At 60.9% G+C, this 15,061-nt stretch carries 13 protein-coding genes; 6 read left to right on the top strand and 7 right to left on the bottom strand.

Going from position 1 to position 15,061, the window contains the following annotated elements; all coding sequences use genetic code 11:
* Window positions 1-159: 159 nt before the first annotated feature.
* Genes AC4PS6_RS26340 through AC4PS6_RS26330 form a run of 3 tightly spaced genes read left to right on the top strand, consistent with a single transcriptional unit; the run spans window position 160 to window position 3,725 of the window.
* Window positions 160-819, top strand: coding sequence for a paraquat-inducible protein A (locus AC4PS6_RS26340; protein ID WP_014716779.1), 660 nt, complete (start codon window positions 160-162; stop codon window positions 817-819).
* Window positions 806-1,429, top strand: coding sequence for a paraquat-inducible protein A (locus tag AC4PS6_RS26335; RefSeq protein WP_122299391.1), 624 nt, complete (start codon window positions 806-808; stop codon window positions 1,427-1,429). The genes AC4PS6_RS26340 and AC4PS6_RS26335 overlap by 14 nt, the downstream gene beginning before the upstream one ends.
* A complete protein-coding gene (locus AC4PS6_RS26330; RefSeq protein WP_019817032.1) occupies window positions 1,422-3,725 on the top strand; it encodes a PqiB family protein in 2,304 nt (767 codons plus the stop codon). Before AC4PS6_RS26335 ends, AC4PS6_RS26330 begins: the two co-directional genes overlap by 8 nt.
* A 184-nt stretch (window positions 3,726-3,909) precedes the next feature.
* Here the strand turns inward: AC4PS6_RS26330 and mksF are convergent, their stop codons facing one another.
* From mksF to mksB, 3 genes are read right to left on the bottom strand one after another with little or no spacing between them, the layout of a single operon-like run.
* The gene (mksF, locus tag AC4PS6_RS26325; protein ID WP_122299390.1) at window positions 3,910-6,750 is read right to left on the bottom strand and encodes an Mks condensin complex protein MksF; all 2,841 of its coding nucleotides are present in this window, start codon (window positions 6,748-6,750) and stop codon (window positions 3,910-3,912) included.
* The gene (gene mksE, locus AC4PS6_RS26320) at window positions 6,747-7,454 is read right to left on the bottom strand and encodes an Mks condensin complex protein MksE (RefSeq protein ID WP_014716783.1); all 708 of its coding nucleotides are present in this window, start codon (window positions 7,452-7,454) and stop codon (window positions 6,747-6,749) included. Before mksE ends, mksF begins: the two co-directional genes overlap by 4 nt.
* Window positions 7,444-8,721: an Mks condensin complex protein MksB gene (gene mksB, locus AC4PS6_RS26315; protein WP_014716784.1), complete on the bottom strand. Its 1,278-nt coding sequence runs from the start codon at window positions 8,719-8,721 to the stop codon at window positions 7,444-7,446. Before mksB ends, mksE begins: the two co-directional genes overlap by 11 nt.
* A gap of 187 nt (window positions 8,722-8,908) precedes the next feature.
* On the opposite strand from mksB, the gene AC4PS6_RS26310 reads away from it, so the two are divergent.
* Together AC4PS6_RS26310 and rimI are read left to right on the top strand one after the other, a co-directional pair.
* Complete coding sequence (locus AC4PS6_RS26310) at window positions 8,909-9,655, top strand: flagellar biosynthesis protein FlhF (RefSeq protein ID WP_014716785.1); 747 nt, start codon at window positions 8,909-8,911, stop codon at window positions 9,653-9,655.
* Window positions 9,648-10,100: a ribosomal protein S18-alanine N-acetyltransferase gene (gene rimI / locus AC4PS6_RS26305; RefSeq protein ID WP_003188286.1), complete on the top strand. Its 453-nt coding sequence runs from the start codon at window positions 9,648-9,650 to the stop codon at window positions 10,098-10,100. Before AC4PS6_RS26310 ends, rimI begins: the two co-directional genes overlap by 8 nt.
* 119 nt (window positions 10,101-10,219) lie before the next feature.
* Here rimI and AC4PS6_RS26300 read toward each other — a convergent pair whose 3' ends face one another.
* Window positions 10,220-10,624: a hypothetical protein gene (locus AC4PS6_RS26300; RefSeq protein WP_032902201.1), complete on the bottom strand. Its 405-nt coding sequence runs from the start codon at window positions 10,622-10,624 to the stop codon at window positions 10,220-10,222.
* Window positions 10,625-10,762: 138 nt separating this feature from the next.
* On the opposite strand from AC4PS6_RS26300, the gene can reads away from it, so the two are divergent.
* Window positions 10,763-11,407: a carbonate dehydratase gene (gene can / locus AC4PS6_RS26295; RefSeq protein ID WP_003188288.1), complete on the top strand. Its 645-nt coding sequence runs from the start codon at window positions 10,763-10,765 to the stop codon at window positions 11,405-11,407.
* Here the strand turns inward: can and AC4PS6_RS26290 are convergent.
* The 3 genes from AC4PS6_RS26290 to AC4PS6_RS26280 all read right to left on the bottom strand — a co-directional run bounded on the left by AC4PS6_RS26290 (window position 11,404) and on the right by AC4PS6_RS26280 (window position 15,044).
* Window positions 11,404-11,919 carry an SET domain-containing protein gene (locus AC4PS6_RS26290; protein WP_014716787.1) on the bottom strand — a complete coding sequence of 172 codons (516 nt, stop codon included), beginning with the start codon at window positions 11,917-11,919 and terminating at the stop codon, window positions 11,404-11,406. The two genes, can and AC4PS6_RS26290, sit on opposite strands and share 4 nt — an antisense overlap.
* 135 nt (window positions 11,920-12,054) lie before the next feature.
* Window positions 12,055-13,224 (bottom strand): hypothetical protein, encoded by a 1,170-nt coding sequence (locus AC4PS6_RS26285; protein WP_336827494.1) that lies wholly within the window; start codon window positions 13,222-13,224, stop codon window positions 12,055-12,057.
* 119 nt (window positions 13,225-13,343) lie between these two features.
* Window positions 13,344-15,044: an acid phosphatase gene (locus AC4PS6_RS26280; protein WP_032902204.1), complete on the bottom strand. Its 1,701-nt coding sequence runs from the start codon at window positions 15,042-15,044 to the stop codon at window positions 13,344-13,346.
* Window positions 15,045-15,061 lie beyond the last annotated feature (17 nt).

Below are 15,061 nucleotides of genomic sequence, written 5' to 3'. Positions count from 1 at the left end.
TGGGGTTTTGTTTTGGGCGCTCGAAAAGTGTCCGCCTTGTCCCCGCACGCCTGTCCGCCCCCACCTGCGACCTGACTGGCCCGACAAATTTGCACAGTTATTTCTGAGCGACACCACTAGAATAGCCACCTAACCATTATTAGAGTCAGAGCCCTATCTATGCCCGATCCGGTTGATGCCCGCGAGGTGTCGGATTTACCGCTGGACGACCTGGTGGCATGCCATGAGTGCGACTTGCTGATGCGCAAACCAACGCTCGCCCTCGGCGAAAAAGCCCAATGCCCACGTTGTGGTTACGAGCTATACGCTCATCGGCACAATGTGGTCGAGCGCAGCCTCGCCTTGGTACTGGCAGCCCTGCTGCTGTACATCCCCGCGAACTTTTTGCCCATCATGCAGCTCAATCTACTCGGGCAGTCCTCGGAGGACACCGTGTGGAGCGGCGTGGTCGGCCTGTTCGATACCGGTATGCAAGGCGTTGCCGCCGTAGTGTTCCTGTGCAGCATGGGCATCCCCTTGCTTAAGCTCCTGTGCCAATTGGCAGTGCTGCTCAGCATTCGCTGGAACATCGGTCGCAACTACGGGCTGCTGCTATACCGCATCTACCACCACATGAAGGATTGGGGGATGTTGGAGGTCTACTTGATGGGTGTGCTGGTGGCGATCGTAAAGCTCGCCGATATGGCCTCCATCACCATTGGCCTGGGTCTGGTCTGCTTCGTCAGTTTATTAATAGTCCAAGTTCTGCTTGAGGTGGTGATGTCACCTCATCAGATCTGGCAAGCGCTGTCAGGAGAGGATGACCATGCGGGCGATTGATGCAGGCATTCTGATTTGTACCGAATGCCATGAGTTGAACAAGCAGGAAGCGGATACCGATGAGCAACTCTGCACCCGTTGCGGCGCGTTGATCCATGCCCGTCGCCCTAATAGCCTTGCACGCACCTGGGCACTGTTGATCACCGCCGCAATCCTGTATATCCCCGCTAACCTGTTACCCATCATGACGGTCAGCTCCCTCGGCCAAGGCGACCCCAGCACCATCATGTCGGGTGTCATCCAATTGGTGCAGCACGGGATGTTTCCTATCGCTGCCGTGGTGTTCATCGCCAGTATCCTGGTACCGACCTTCAAGTTGGTCGGCATTGGCTTGCTGCTGTTCTCGGTGCAGCGTCACCAGCCACTGTCCGCGCAACAACGCATTGTGATGTATCGCTTTATCGAATTCATTGGGCGTTGGTCCATGCTGGATATTTTCGTGATCGCCATCCTGGTGGCGGTCGTTAACTTTGGGCGACTCGCCAGTGTCGAGGCCAACCTCGGCGCTGCGGCGTTCGCCAGTGTGGTGATCTTGACGATGCTTGCCGCAGTAACTTTCGATCCCCGACTGATTTGGGATAACACGGAGTCGGACGACGACCATGAGTGATTTGCCTAAAGCTAAAACCCGCCCAGCCTCTAACTGGTCGGCCATTTGGGTGTTGCCCCTGATTGCCCTGATCATCGGTGGCTGGCTGGGGTGGCGTGCCTATTCCCAGCAAGGTATCGAGATTCAAGTTCGCTTTGAGAGCGGTGAAGGCATTCAGATCAACAAGACCGAAGTGGTCTACAAAGGTATGACCGTGGGCAAGGTCAAAACCCTGGCCCTGGATGACGAGGGCAGCAATCGCGGGGTGATCGCCACCATCGAGATGAACAAGGACGTTGAGCAGTACCTGAAGACCAACACCCGCTTCTGGTTGGTCAAGCCCAGCGTCAGCCTTGCCGGCATCACCGGCTTGGAAACCCTGGTTTCAGGTAACTACATCGCCGCCAGCCCCGGTGACGGCGAGCCCACGCGCAAGTTCAAGGCGCTCTCCGAAGAACCGCCGTTATCCGACGCCAAGCCCGGCTTGCACCTGACCCTCAAGGCCGATCGCCTGGGCTCGCTGAACCGTGGCAGCCCGGTGTTCTACAAGCAGATTCAGGTCGGCCAGGTTAAAAGCTACCTGCTGTCTGAAGACCAGAGCACCGTCGAGATCAAGGTCTATATCGAGCCGACCTACGCCAACCTGGTGCGCAAACACACGCGTTTCTGGAATGCCAGCGGCATCAGTATTGACGCCAACCTTTCCGGCTTGAAAGTGCGCAGCGAATCCCTCTCCAGCATTGTCGCCGGAGGTATCGCCTTCGCCACTCCTGAAAACCGCAAAGACAGCCCGCCCACCGACCCGAGCCTGCCTTTCCGCCTATACGAAGATTTCGATGCCGCCGCAGCGGGGATCAAGGTCAAGGTCAAGCTCACTGACTTTGAAGGCCTGCAGGCCGGGCGTACGCCGGTCATGTACAAAGGCATCCAGGTCGGCAGCCTGAAAACCCTGAAGATCGATCCGGACCTGTCCAGCGCCAGCGCCGAGCTGACCCTCGATCCATTGGCTGAAGATTACCTGGTCGAAGACACGCAATTCTGGGTGGTCAAACCGTCCATCTCCCTGGCAGGCATCACTGGCCTGGAGGCCTTGGTCAAGGGCAACTACATCGCGATTCGCCCAGGCGACAAAGGCACCCCGCCACAACGCGAATACGTAGCCCGCGCCAAGGCCCCGCCTTTGGACCTGCGTTCCCCGGGGCTGCACATGGTGCTGCTCACCGACAGCCTGGGCTCGTTGGATGTCGGCAGCCCGATTCTGTACAAACAGGTCAAAGTCGGTTCGGTGCAGAGCTACCAGTTTTCACGCAAGAAAAAACAACTGGTGATCGGCGTTCATATCGAGAAGGAATACGAAAGCCTGGTCAACGGCTCGACGCGCTTCTGGAATGCCAGCGGCGTCACGCTTACGGGCGGCCTCACCGGCGGCATCCAGGTCAAAAGCGAGTCCCTGGCCAGCCTGATGGCGGGTGGTATCGCCTTCGAAACGCCGGAACCGAATGTGCCATTGAAACATCGCATCCCGCGCTTTCGCCTGTATGCCGACCGTGATGCCGCCAACCAGCACGGCACTCTGGTGACCATCAAAGTCGACCGCGCCGACGGCCTGAGCGCCGGCACACCGGTGCGCTTCAAGGGGTTGGATGTCGGCAAGATCGAAAGTGTCGACCTCAGTGCCGACATGCAGTCGGTGCTGCTCAAGGCGCGTATCACTCAGGTCGCGGACCGCATTGCGCGTACGGGCAGTCAGTTCTGGGTGGTCAAGCCGGAACTGGGCCTGATGAAGACGGCTAACCTGGAGACCCTGGTCACCGGCCAATACATCGAAGTGCAACCGGCCGCGAAGAATGCCGGCCCGCAAAAGAGTTTTGTCGCCCTGGCCCAGCCGCCCGAAGCGGTGCATCAGGAGGCTGGCCTGAGCCTCACACTCAGCGCTGCCCGCCGTGGTTCGCTGAAGGAAGGGGTACCGGTCACCTACCGTGAAGTGACGGTGGGTAAAGTCACCGGCTACGAGTTGGGCCAGACCGCTGACCGCGTGCTGGTGCACATCCTGATCGAACCCAAGTACGCGCCGCTGGTACGCAGTGGCAGCCGCTTCTGGAACACCAGCGGCTTTGGCCTCGACTTCGGCTTGTTCAAGGGCGCGACCGTGCGTACCGAGTCCCTGGAAACGCTGGTGGCCGGCGGGATCGCCTTTGCCACCCCGGATGGCGAGCGCATGGGTAACCCGGCACGGCCGCAGCAGACGTTCCCGTTGTTCGACAAGTTTGAGGATGAATGGCTGACCTGGGCGCCTAAGATTCCACTCGGTAAATAAACCGAGGCGCGGCTATCGCGGGCAAGCCCGGCTCCCATAGTTGGAATGCATACTTGCTGAAAATGCATATCCCTGTGGGAGCCGGGCTTGCCCGCGATGAGGCCCACAAACACACCGCAAATCCCAAACCGAAAAAAGGCCGCGATCCAAAGGATCGCGGCCTTTTTGCCTTCAGTACAACCCGTCAGACTTCATCCAGCTCCGGCTCGTCCGCCTGTACATTCATCGTCGCCTTCACCACATCATGGCGACGGATGTACTTCCAGTCCGCCTCATCGATGTAGATCCCGTTCGGCCCGCTGCCGCCTTCCAGGTCAATCGCCACCTGGGCAGAGACCTGCGGCTTTACACTCGCCAGGATCGGCACGAAGCCCAGCTGCAAGCTGGTTTCCAGCAAGGCGGCCTGGTTCTTCTCATCGATGTCTGCCGCTTCATCGAGGTAGTACGGCAACCGTACGCGACCGGCCTGGTCGCGGTCCATCAAGTGCAGCAACAGGTACATGTTGGTCAGCGCCTTGATGGTCATGGTGGTGCCGTTGGACGCAGCGCCGTCGATGTCGGTATGGATCACCGGCTGGCCGTTGACCTTGGTGATCTCGAACGCCAATTCGAACAAGTCCTTGAGGCCCAACTGGTTATGGTTGGCGGCTACCAGGCGAGCCAGGTATTCCTTGGCTTCTTCGTTCTTGTTGTCCTGTTCGGCGCTCTGGCTGAGGTCGAACACCGAGAGGGTCTCGCCTTCTTCATACTGACCGGCACTGTGGATGATCTGGTCGATATGCTTGAGGGCTTCCTTGTTCGGCGCCAGCACGATGCGAAAGCTCTGCAGGTTGGACACCTGGCGCTTGTTGATCTCGCGGTTGAACAGCGCCAACTGGTGTTCAAGGCTGTCGTAGTCGCTGCGGATATTGCGCAGGGTACGGGCGATATCGGTGACCGCCGCACGACGTGCCTTACCAAGCGTCAACGCCTCATCGGTGCGGTGCGCATAAGCGTTGATCAGCAGCTGCAGGCGACGCTCCATGTCATCTTCGCTGTCGAACTTGGCCACGCCCTTGAGACGCACCTGGGCGTACAGCGCTTCGATCTGGCCATCGGCGCGCAGCAAGCCCTGCCAACTGTCCTGATAGTCATTAAGCAGCGGCAGCAGGTTGTCCATGGAGTCGTCGACCGGGTCCATGAATGGCGTGCCGAACGGCAGGTCCGCCGGCAAGAGCTGACGACGGCGCAAGGCGTCATCCAGCGTGCGTTGCTTGGCTTCCATGTCACCGATCTGGCGGCCGACCAGTTGCAGCTTGGCCGACAGTTGCTGCACGCGCTCGGTGAACGCATCGCTGGAGCGCTTCAGCTCGTCCTGGGCGGCTTCCATCTGCGCCAGTTGTTCGAGCTTCTCGCCTTCCTCGGCACTCAGGGTCTGGGTGCGGCGGAAGTCTTCCAAAGCCTTCTGGGCGTCCAGCACCTGCTGGTACAGCGCTTCGGTCTGGGTCTTGCTTGCAGCGCGGTCGGACGCCACGGCCTGCTGGGTTTTCAGTTGCTTGAGTTCTTTTTCCAGACGTTCTTTCTGGTCACGCAACGCGGCGCGGTCCGCCAGGGCTTGCAGTGCCGGCGGCTCGATGTGCGAGATATCGATGGACAGCCCCGGCACTTCAAAACGCTCGCCCTTGAAGCCATCGAGGATCTGCTCCAGGGATTTGACCCACTGGCCGTCCTCGTCCAGCGTGATGCCATGTTCGCCCAGCGGCAGGCTGAACAACGAGCTGTTGAACAGGCGCATCAGGCGCTCGACATCCTGCTGCGAGAACTCTTCGCGCAGCTTGGCGTAGCTGTTGTTGTCCGCGTGATCGAGCTGCTGCTTGACCGACTTCAAGCGCTTTTCCAGGTCGCGCAGGCGCTCGTCCAGGTCCTCGGCGCTGAACTGTCGCGACTGCGCCAAGGCGCCCGCCAGTTCATCGTGGGCGTCCTTGGCGGCGAGCAGTTGTTGCTCCAGCATCTTGACGTCATCCACTAGGGCAAAGCGATGCTTGAGCACCGACAACTCGCCCAACCAACGCTGGATGCCGCTGATTTCGCGCTCCAGGCGCATCAGCTCCTGTGTGCCGCCGCGCTGGTCGTTTTGCAGCGCGTCCTGCTCGTTGCGGTAGTGTTCGGCCTGGATGGTCAGCTCTTCCTTGCGCGCACTGGCGTAGTCCGACCAGGTCCCCAGCAACGAATCCAGCAGCGGCGACAGGCGATGCAGTTTGCCGCGCAGGGCGTCGCGCTGTTTCACGCCATTGGCCAGGGCTTCAACCAAGGGGCCGGCTGCCACCAGCGAGTTGTAGTCCTGCTCCATGCGTCGCACATCGCGGAAGGCTTCTTCACAGGCTGCGATGTAATCGACACTGCCCGAACGCAGGCTGTGTTCGAAGGCATCAAGGAACAGTTGCTTGAGCTTGGCCGCGGTGATTTCGCGCATGTGTAGCAGGTTGATAAACAGCGCGCGGAACGTCTTCAGGCTCTGCTCGCTGGTGGAGCGCAGCGGAATCAGGGTCAGGTCCAGCGGGATCGACGTATGCCCGCCTACCAGCAAGCGCCGCAGCTCATCAGGCTTGAGTTCGTAGGCTTTGAGGCCCTCGCGCTCAAGGTTGGTGAACAGCTCTTTCTGGCGCAGGCAGGTGTCGTTTTTCTGGTAGTGGGCCAGGTCCAGCTTGCCGGCGTAGGCAAAGAACTGATGACCAAAGCCGCCGCCCGGGCCGCGGCCGACCACGCCGATGACGTGGGGGCCGTGGGGCAGCGAGACTTCTACCAGGATGTAGCTGGTGTCGGTGGCAAAGTAGAAGCGCCGTGATTGTTCCAGGGTGTACTTGCCGAAGCTCATGTCCGACATACGTGCCAGGATCGGGAACTGCAAGGCGTTGATCGAGGCGGATTTACCCAGGTTGTTGGCGCCGTACACCGACAGCGGCTCTTCCAGCGGGAACAAACCCAGGCTGTAACCGGCGGTGTTCAATAGGGCGAAGCGGCGGATGCCGTAGCGTTCCTTACTCATGCGTCGGTCTCCTGTTCTTCGGCAATGGCACGGGCCAGGGCATCTTCTTCGCTTTCCTCAGTGAAGGCGCTCAAATCCAGCGGGTCATCGGTCTTCAGCAGTTTCTCATCGCTGTCTTCGTCGATAATCACCGGTGCTGGCAGTGGCAGTACGCTGTGCACGCTGGCGGCGAGGTCGCGGTCTTGCTGCACCGACAGGCATACATCCAGGAAGCGGTGCATCGGCGGCAGGAAGCGGTAGATACCGTTGTCTTCGCTGGCAAAACCCAGTTGGGTCATGCGGCGCATGATTTTTTCTTCGAGTTCTTCCTGGGTTTGCACCTCGGCCTGGATAAACAGGTCACGGTATTTCTCCAGCAACGAAGGCAATTCATCACGGCCCAGGCTGCCGCCGTCGAGCACGGCAACCGGGTCGCGGCCTTGGTCGGCCAGGTGTTCGACGATGATGAAAGTAAACAAGGCCAGGCGCTGGGCGGTTTTGTTCACCTGCGCGGCAGCCACGGCGGTGTCCGGGACGAAGTAGTAGAAACCGCGGGTATCGCATACCAGCTCAAAGCCCAGCGCCTTGAACAGCGTGCGGTACTGGTCCTGGAAGTTCGACAATTGCGCGTACAGCTCCGGGTCGCGGCGGCTGACGTGGTAACCCTTGAACAGCTCGCGAAAGATCGGCGCCAGTTGGGACAGTTCGGATAGATCAAGATGCATAAGGCGTGCTCGCAGAATTCTCGGTGGCATCGACGCCGGCCGGGAGCAGGGCGAAGGAGCGCAGGCTGACCTGGTGCTCGTGGGTGTGGTAATCGCGACGTTCCAGGCGCTCGCGCTTGAAGCGTTTTTCCCGGGACAGGCGCGAGAACCAGTACAGCAATTCATCGGTGGCGCCGTCCGGTTCCTGCTCCAGCAGCCAGGTCATCAGGTCCGGCATTGGCAACGCGTCTTCGCAGCGTTCAAGCATTTCCTTGACCGTACGCGGTGCGCGCGGGGCTTCGCCTTTGTGCGACTTGTGCGCCTTGGGGAAACGCGCCGGTTTCGGCTCGAAATTCGCCAAGGCGTACACATAGGCTTCGACCTGGCTGGCACTGCCCAGGAAGGTACTTTGCGGCCGCGTGAACATCGGCATCGCCGCTTGCGGCACCGCGTCCAGGCCTTTGCGGCGAATCGCCGACAGGGCCAGCGCCGCACCGCGAGTCACGGCGTTATGCCGGCGTGCTTCTTCACGCAGCGGCAGCAGCAACTCCCGTGCATGGCGCAAGGTCAGCTGGGCGCTGGTTTGCATTTCGAGAATGCGTGCGTGGGTGCGCAGCAGCATGTCGTCGTCCACCAGGTGGCCAAGACGCTGTTGCTCGGTGAGCATGCGCAGCAGCACGTTTTCCACCTTGCGCACGCCTTGCTCGAAGGCGCCGTCGGCGTTCACCAACTGGATCATCGGCTCGACGTATTCGTCCCAGGTCGCCAGTACTTCGGCGTAGCGCTGGCGCAACGGAATCTGGCGGTCGCTGGTCTTGGCGCGGTCAGCCACGGCGGCGAGGGCCTGTTCGTCGTTGGCAAGTTTTTTCAGCACGTCGCGCACGCGCATATCCAGCAGGCGCAGTTGCCGAGCCAGGTCATGGCCGTCGCGGATGTCGAAGGCGTCCTGGATATAACCGGCCAGGCGCTCCAGGTGGCGCAGGTAGGCTTCGATTTCCAGGCACAGGCCAAGCCGGTGCTCCTTGCGAAGATAGGCGAGGAAGTCGTGGATCTGCGCGTTGAGCTCGAAACGGTTCGGGCTCTTGGCGACAGGTACCAGGATATCCAGGCGAATCCACACGTCCAGCAGGCTGGTGATGTCCTGGGGCGTGCTGTCCAGTTGTTGGGCGGCCAATTGCGCGCGCAGCTCGCCCAGGCTCAGGGTGCCTTGGTCGAAGTGTTCGCACAGAGGCTCAAGTAAGGCCCAGTGTTCGGCGAGGGCGCGCAGGACGCGCTTGGGTTCGATCATGGGAATGGCCGGCTGGTTGGCGATTAAAAGTCGCGATTGTACTGCATCAGGCGCGGGATTTATCCACAGCCGGTCAGTGCGCAGTGGGCGATTGTGGCCGAACAGCGGTAGAATCCCCGCTCTTTACTTATCCACAAGTGGCCGAGCTGTGCTTATCGAGTCCCGACGTCGCGCTTACTTGACCGCCATGCAGGTGGTCAACTGGCTGCCCCGCACCGAACTGCCGTTTGCCGCACCATCGCGGCCCGAGTTGTTGCAGGCGCTTGAGCCCTACGAGGCGTTCGAGTCGTCGGGAGAAGAGGCGGCCGCGCCCGTGGCGGTGGTCAAACCCACCCCAGAGACGCGCCCGGCGGTCGAGCGGGCCAAGATCGAAGTGCCGCGCCCTGCGCCGGCGACCAAGGCTGCCAAGGTGGTGGAGGAGGCTGCGCCGGTGGCCAAGGCGCCAGTGGTGCCGCCGCCACGCTTTGCCCTGCAATTGCTGCGGGCCGGGCGTTGCCTGTTGCTGGTGGAACTGCCGACCGGCGAGCGTTTCCAGTCCCGCGACCCGGCCTACCTGTTGCTCAAGGACATGCTGCGCGCCGCCGGCCTGCCTGACAGTCCTCAGATCGTCGGTGAGCCGGTGCGCTGGCCGCTGCTGGTGCGCGGCACCATGGACCAGGGCCCGGAGGCCGCACGAGATTTCGTCCAGGGGTTTGTCTCGGCACGCCTGGAAGACGAGCCCTGCGTGTGCCTGTGGCTGATTGGCCTGCCCGCCGTGCGGTTTGCCGGTGAAGCCAACGCCGAGGCCTGGTACCGCGAGCTGCAGGTTGAAGGCCTGGGTTCGGTGTGGGCCCTGCCGGGCCTGGAATTATTAATGGAAGAGCCACAGCGTAAGGCTGATGTCTGGCAAGCCATGCGCCGGCTGATGGCGCGCTGGAAAACAACTGATGAGTGAGGCTTTATCCTTTCGCCCGATGACCGAGGCTGACCTCGACGCCGTGCTGAAAATCGAATACGCGGCGTTCAGCCACCCGTGGACCCGCGGGATTTTTCTCGACGGGCTGGGCAAGTACCAGATCTGGCTGATGTTCGAAGGCGAGCAGCAAGTGGGGCACGGGGTGGTGCAGATCATCCTCGATGAAGCGCACCTGCTGAACATTACCGTGAAACCGGAAAACCAGGGCCGTGGTTTGGGCCTGGCGCTGCTCGAGCATTTGATGTCGCGTGCCTATGCCGCCAATGCGCGAGAATGCTTCCTCGAAGTGCGGGACAGCAATACCGGCGCGTTTCGCCTGTATGAGCGTTATGGCTTCAACGAGATCGGCCGTCGCCGGGATTACTACCCCGCTGTGGGTGGCCGCGAAGATGCAGTCGTGATGGCCTGCACCCTGGTTGATTAAATACACAGCCCCCTATGTGCAGAGCCTCTGTGGGAGCAGGGCTTGCCCGCGATGCAGGCACCTCGGTTTTCAAGTAACGCCGCAGTGATACCATCGCAGGCAAGCCAGCTCCCATAGGGTCAGCGCTTGCCGTTCAGTGGGTCCAGATCAGCCAGTTCCGCCTCATCCAGGCCACTCCCGCCGCCAATGTCATTTTCTCTCACGACGCTCAAGTCATAGTCGGCGGCATTGTCTTCGCCTTCCTCCTGCGCATCTCGTGCGCCGTCCTCACGGATCAGCGTCTGCGGGCTCATATCGTCATCGGTGGATTCATGATCATCCGTCGAAGCGCCGGTCAGCCCGGCTTCGCGCACCCGTTCGTCGGGCATCAGATGGTCGCGCTCACGGCGCGGCAACTCGTCGCCGATTTCCGCAGTCTGGTCCTGCTCGTCAAAATCCAGCTCGCGCATCTCACCCATGCGGTCTTCGTTGTCATCGATCGGTTCCGGCTGTGTTGCGCCGTAGGGACGTCGTGATTCAGTCATGGCCAATCCTCATACTGTGGGGCTTATAGTGTGTGGACAGGCATGGCAGCCAAAAAATTCAAGCTAATTAGCGCCTGGCGTGACCCGGACGAGGGCTTGTCAGTCACAAACCTGCGCATCATTCCTGAGGCTTCCCTGATGAACGAACTACAAGACCTGCTTGATAACAACGAACGCTGGGCGGATGCGATCAAACAGGAAGATCCCGAATTCTTCGCCAAGCTCGCCCGCCAGCAGACCCCGGAATACCTGTGGATCGGCTGTTCCGATGCCCGTGTACCGGCCAACGAGATCGTCGGCATGTTGCCTGGTGACCTGTTCGTGCACCGCAACGTCGCCAACGTGGTGCTGCACACTGACCTCAACTGCCTGTCGGTGATCCAGTACGCGGTGGACGTGCTCAAGGTCAAACACATCCTCGTCACTGGCCACTACGGCTGTGGTGGCGTGCGTGCGTCGATGCAGGACCGTCAGTTCGGCTTGATCGATGGCTGGCTGCGCACCATTCGCGACCTTTACTACGAAAACCGCGATGTGCTGGCCCAGTTGCCGACCGAAGAAGAGCGCGTGGACCGCATGTGCGAACTCAACGTGATCCAGCAGGTGGCCAACGTCGGCCACACCAGCATTGTGCAAAATGCCTGGCACCGTGGGCAGAGCCTGTCGATCCATGGCTGCATCTATGGCATCAAGGACGGCCGTTGGAAGAGTTTGAACACCACCATCAGTGGCTTCGAGCAACTGCCGCCGCAATACCGCCTGCGTCCGTTGGGCGAAGCCTAGAGCCGTTTGTTTTCGTGCCACCAGGCCAGGCCTTGGGCGTTCAACGGCTCTTTGCTGCCGGTGATCCAACCCCGGCAGTTCAGCTCGCCGCAATGGCAAGCGAACTGCCGGTACAGCGCGTCTTCGGTTATGGCGTAATCCAGGGTCAGCAGGCTGCCTGCGGTAATGGTGTTCAGGGTCCATAGTTCCATGTACGTGGTGTCCAGAAGCACGTTCGGCTTGCAGGAGTGCCGTATCAGGCCGCAGAACCAGCTATCGTACAAGTGGATACGCGACGACAGTTGCAGCGTATGCGAGCGGCGCTCGCTGACTGCGTAGCCTGAAACCAGGGCGATGCGTACTCGACTGTCAAAGTCGATGCGCGCTTTGATTCCACCCCTCTTGCCATTAGGGTATCGCACGACCTTGAATTGTGCGGTCGAGGGGTAACCCTGTTCCACCTGCAGCGTTTCAAAGGGATAGAGGCCGTCATTCACAGCCGCTTTAGCCTTATCCATGGCTCGAGTTTTCATTACTCTCCTGAACGGGGCTGCATGGACCTGCGGACCTGGCGGCCAGTCTTGCAGCAAATGGGCGCGGCCCAAGATTCGCCGAAGTGGGATCCGATTTCTACTGTCAAAGTTGACAGTAGAAACGGTTTATTCACCTTAAAGCGCAGGGGCCGTGACGGTGGGGGCGGGGGCGGCAGTTCTCAGCTGTTTCAACTGCGCCTTGATGGGCGCTGTGGCGCACTTGGCGTTGGCCTGCTCGGGTGTCAGGTGGCGCACCGAGGTGTAGAACAACTCACACGTCTGCTCCTTGCGCGTGACCTGCCACGTGTTCTGGCAGGCCTTGAGCAATACATTTGCATCGCTGGCGGGCTTCTGGCCCATGCCGGCTTGCCAGCAGGCGGCGCTCAAGTCCTGGCCCATCACTTTCAAGCCGGCGTCGTCGGCTTTTTGCTCGTCACCGTCATAGCTGTCGGGGCTGGCGGCATACCAAATGTAGCTGGGGTGGTTGGCGCCCAATACCGAGACGGTTTTGCCAGGCTCCGGGCTGATCTGCGCCAGGCTCAGCACGCCCACGGTTTGCCCGTATTGTTGCTGGATCCAGCTACGCACCGGCGCGCCGAAGGCCACCATCGGCAATGCGCCGCCAGGGCGCAGGCTCAGCTCCTTGACCATGCGGGTCTGGTAGTCGGTGAAATACCCGTAGACAGTTTCCAAGTCTTTGCCGGCATTGGACGGTGCAGCGATGGGCGCGATATCGATGATGGTCTGGTACGCCGGCGTTTCCGTGGCCGGTACGCCATTTTCGCTTAACAAGGTGGCCCAGCGGTCGGTGGTGGCCGATTCCAGGTAATCCTGAGCCTGGGTCAGCGAGTAATCCGGAGGGAAGTGCAACAGCTCAATGCTTTTGCGGTTTTCCAAGGCCATGCCTAACGGCAGGAACAGGTACCAGTTGTAGGCCCATTTGCCATCGCTGTTGAGCTGGCGCGCACCTTGGTAAGCCAGGTCGGCGGTATTGAGCAGCGTGGTCAGTGGCTGGCCGTAACCGTCTGGCACGCCGCTGAAGGTCGCCGTGACCTGACCGTCGTGGGTCTTCACACTGACCTTGGCCCGGCTGTAACCGTCACGTTGCAGGCTCTGGTTCAAATAGTGTTCGGCGGTCTGCTCCAGTGACCATGGCCGAAAGCAGATCACGTTGCAGTTATTGGGGTACGCGAACAACTGGGTGACGCGCTGCGTGCTGCCCAGTGGCACCTCGATGTCGGCCTGTACGACCGCACTCGCCAGTAGTGCGGCGAGGGTGAAGGACAGCCTGGTCGGTTTAAACATAGTCAATTCCTTGTCAGCGAAGCCCGTCTGCGCGGGATGGAAGCCCACCTGCACACAGTAGCGGCTGACCAGGAAAATCGCGTGTTAAATCGCCCGGCATGTCGTTATTGGATAAGCCCCTACAGGCTGAACTGCAGAGCATTGCTCAGATCGCCCATGGGCTTCTGGCCGCGCGCGATCATCGCGTCATCACGCTGCTTGAGGCCGTCCAGGGTCTCCAATTGGAACACCCGGGTGATCAAACGCAGGATCGATGCCGTGTCGTACACCGTATGGTCCACCGTGCCTTTGCGGGCAAACGGCGACACCACCAGCGCCGGCACCCGCGAGCCTGGGCCCCAGCGGTCACCCTGGGGCGGCGCCACGTGGTCCCACCAGCCGCCGTTTTCATCCACGGTCACCACCACCACCATGTTTTTCCACTGCGGGCTTTCTTGCAGCACCTTCAAGGCGCGGGCGATATGGCGGTCGCCCGAGGCCACGTCGGCATAACCGGCGTGCATGTTCAGGTTGCCCTGGGGTTTGTAGAAGCTCACGGCGGGCAGCTTGCCGGACTGGGCGTCGGCGAAGAACCGGTTGGTGCTCGACTCATCGCCCAAGCCACCGTCGCGCAAGCGCTTGGCACGTTCTGCGGGGTTTTGCGGCCCTTGCTGTTTGAAGTAATTGAACGGCTGGTGGTGGTACTGGAAATTCGGGATCTTGGGGATGCCGCCGGAGTCCTTGAACTGCTCCAGGGTGGCTTGCCACGCACCGGCGTACCAGGCCCAGTCGATGTTCTTCTTCGACAGCTTGTCGCCAATATGCTCGTGGGTTTGCGGCACCAGCACATTGGGCAGGTCGGGCTTGGAATAATCCGGGTTCTGCGGGTCGCGGATCCAGGTGGGCCAGTAGGGCGGGGCCAGGGTGTTTACCCCGTAACCATCGGGTGTCAGTGCGCTGGGGCCGAATTGCGGCGGGCCGGTCATGGCGCTGGCCGGTGACGTGTCCAAGGGTTTGAGGCGTGTGCCGCGAGGGTCATCGCTTTGCAGCGTGGCGATCTGCGCTTTGGCCACCGACTGCGCGGCATTGGGATAAAACGGCGCGGTGGCGCTGATCAGGTACTGGTGGTTAAGGAACGAACCACCAAACGCGCCCTGGAAGAAGTTATCGCACAGCACAAACTCCTTGGCCACGTCCCACAGGCGCAGGGCATAACGGCTCTGGGCGTAATGGCCCATCACCAGCCCACCGGAATCACCCCAGGCGACAAAACCATCATTCTTGCCGCCGTTGATCTGCATCTGGTTCTGGTAGAACACGTGCCACAGGTCGCGGGTCACCAGGCTCAATGGCAGGTCTTCGCCCTGCGGGCCTTTGAGGGCGAAGGGTGCGTTGGGCAGGTTTTGCTGAAATTGCACTTCACTGGGGTAAGTCACCCCGTCCACCGTTTGCGGGCCGACCTGCAACACACCGCCCCAGCTCGGTGGCAGGGCAGGCAATACGCTGCCATCGCGGTCGCGCTGCTGGAAGTCCTTGGCGGTTAACGCCGACAGCGGTTGCTCCACCCCGGGGAAATCTGCAAACAGGTTGTTGAAGCTGCGGTTCTCGGCGTAGATCACCACCACGGTCTTCACCTGCTCGCGCAATGCCTTATCCAACTCCTGAGGCGTGAGCGGCCGGGTCACGGGTGGGCTCGGTGCTTCGCTGGTATTGCCGCAGGCACTCAAAGTCGCACCCACGCCCAACACCGCCGCACCGCCGAGGAAGCGCCGGCGGCTGGTGTCTACCGTCGGTTGGATGGCGGAATCGGAGGAGGGAAGGTCTTCGTGCTCATCACTCATTGCGGGGGAGTCCTTGG

The organism is Pseudomonas sp. DW-iso17, assembly GCF_058725345.1.
Note: the sequence above shows the minus strand (reverse complement) of the source record. Positions and strands in the feature narration are given on the sequence as shown.

Excerpts from the sequence above, each read along its gene's own strand:
- mksE (WP_014716783.1), bottom strand. The coding sequence starts at position 7,454 with ATGCATCTTGATCTATCCGAACTGTCCCAACTGGCGCCGATCTTTCGC.
- AC4PS6_RS26285 (WP_336827494.1), bottom strand. The coding sequence starts at position 13,224 with ATGTTTAAACCGACCAGGCTGTCCTTCACCCTCGCCGCACTACTGGCG.
- AC4PS6_RS26280 (WP_032902204.1), bottom strand. The coding sequence starts at position 15,044 with ATGAGTGATGAGCACGAAGACCTTCCCTCCTCCGATTCCGCCATCCAA.
- AC4PS6_RS26340 (WP_014716779.1), top strand. The coding sequence starts at position 160 with ATGCCCGATCCGGTTGATGCCCGCGAGGTGTCGGATTTACCGCTGGAC.
- AC4PS6_RS26290 (WP_014716787.1), bottom strand. The coding sequence starts at position 11,919 with ATGAAAACTCGAGCCATGGATAAGGCTAAAGCGGCTGTGAATGACGGC.
- AC4PS6_RS26300 (WP_032902201.1), bottom strand. The coding sequence starts at position 10,624 with ATGACTGAATCACGACGTCCCTACGGCGCAACACAGCCGGAACCGATC.
- mksF (WP_122299390.1), bottom strand. The coding sequence starts at position 6,750 with ATGAGTAAGGAACGCTACGGCATCCGCCGCTTCGCCCTATTGAACACC.
- AC4PS6_RS26330 (WP_019817032.1), top strand. The coding sequence starts at position 1,422 with ATGAGTGATTTGCCTAAAGCTAAAACCCGCCCAGCCTCTAACTGGTCG.
- can (WP_003188288.1), top strand. The coding sequence starts at position 10,763 with ATGAACGAACTACAAGACCTGCTTGATAACAACGAACGCTGGGCGGAT.
- AC4PS6_RS26310 (WP_014716785.1), top strand. The coding sequence starts at position 8,909 with ATGCAGGTGGTCAACTGGCTGCCCCGCACCGAACTGCCGTTTGCCGCA.
- AC4PS6_RS26335 (WP_122299391.1), top strand. The coding sequence starts at position 806 with ATGCGGGCGATTGATGCAGGCATTCTGATTTGTACCGAATGCCATGAG.
- mksB (WP_014716784.1), bottom strand. The coding sequence starts at position 8,721 with ATGATCGAACCCAAGCGCGTCCTGCGCGCCCTCGCCGAACACTGGGCC.
- rimI (WP_003188286.1), top strand. The coding sequence starts at position 9,648 with ATGAGTGAGGCTTTATCCTTTCGCCCGATGACCGAGGCTGACCTCGAC.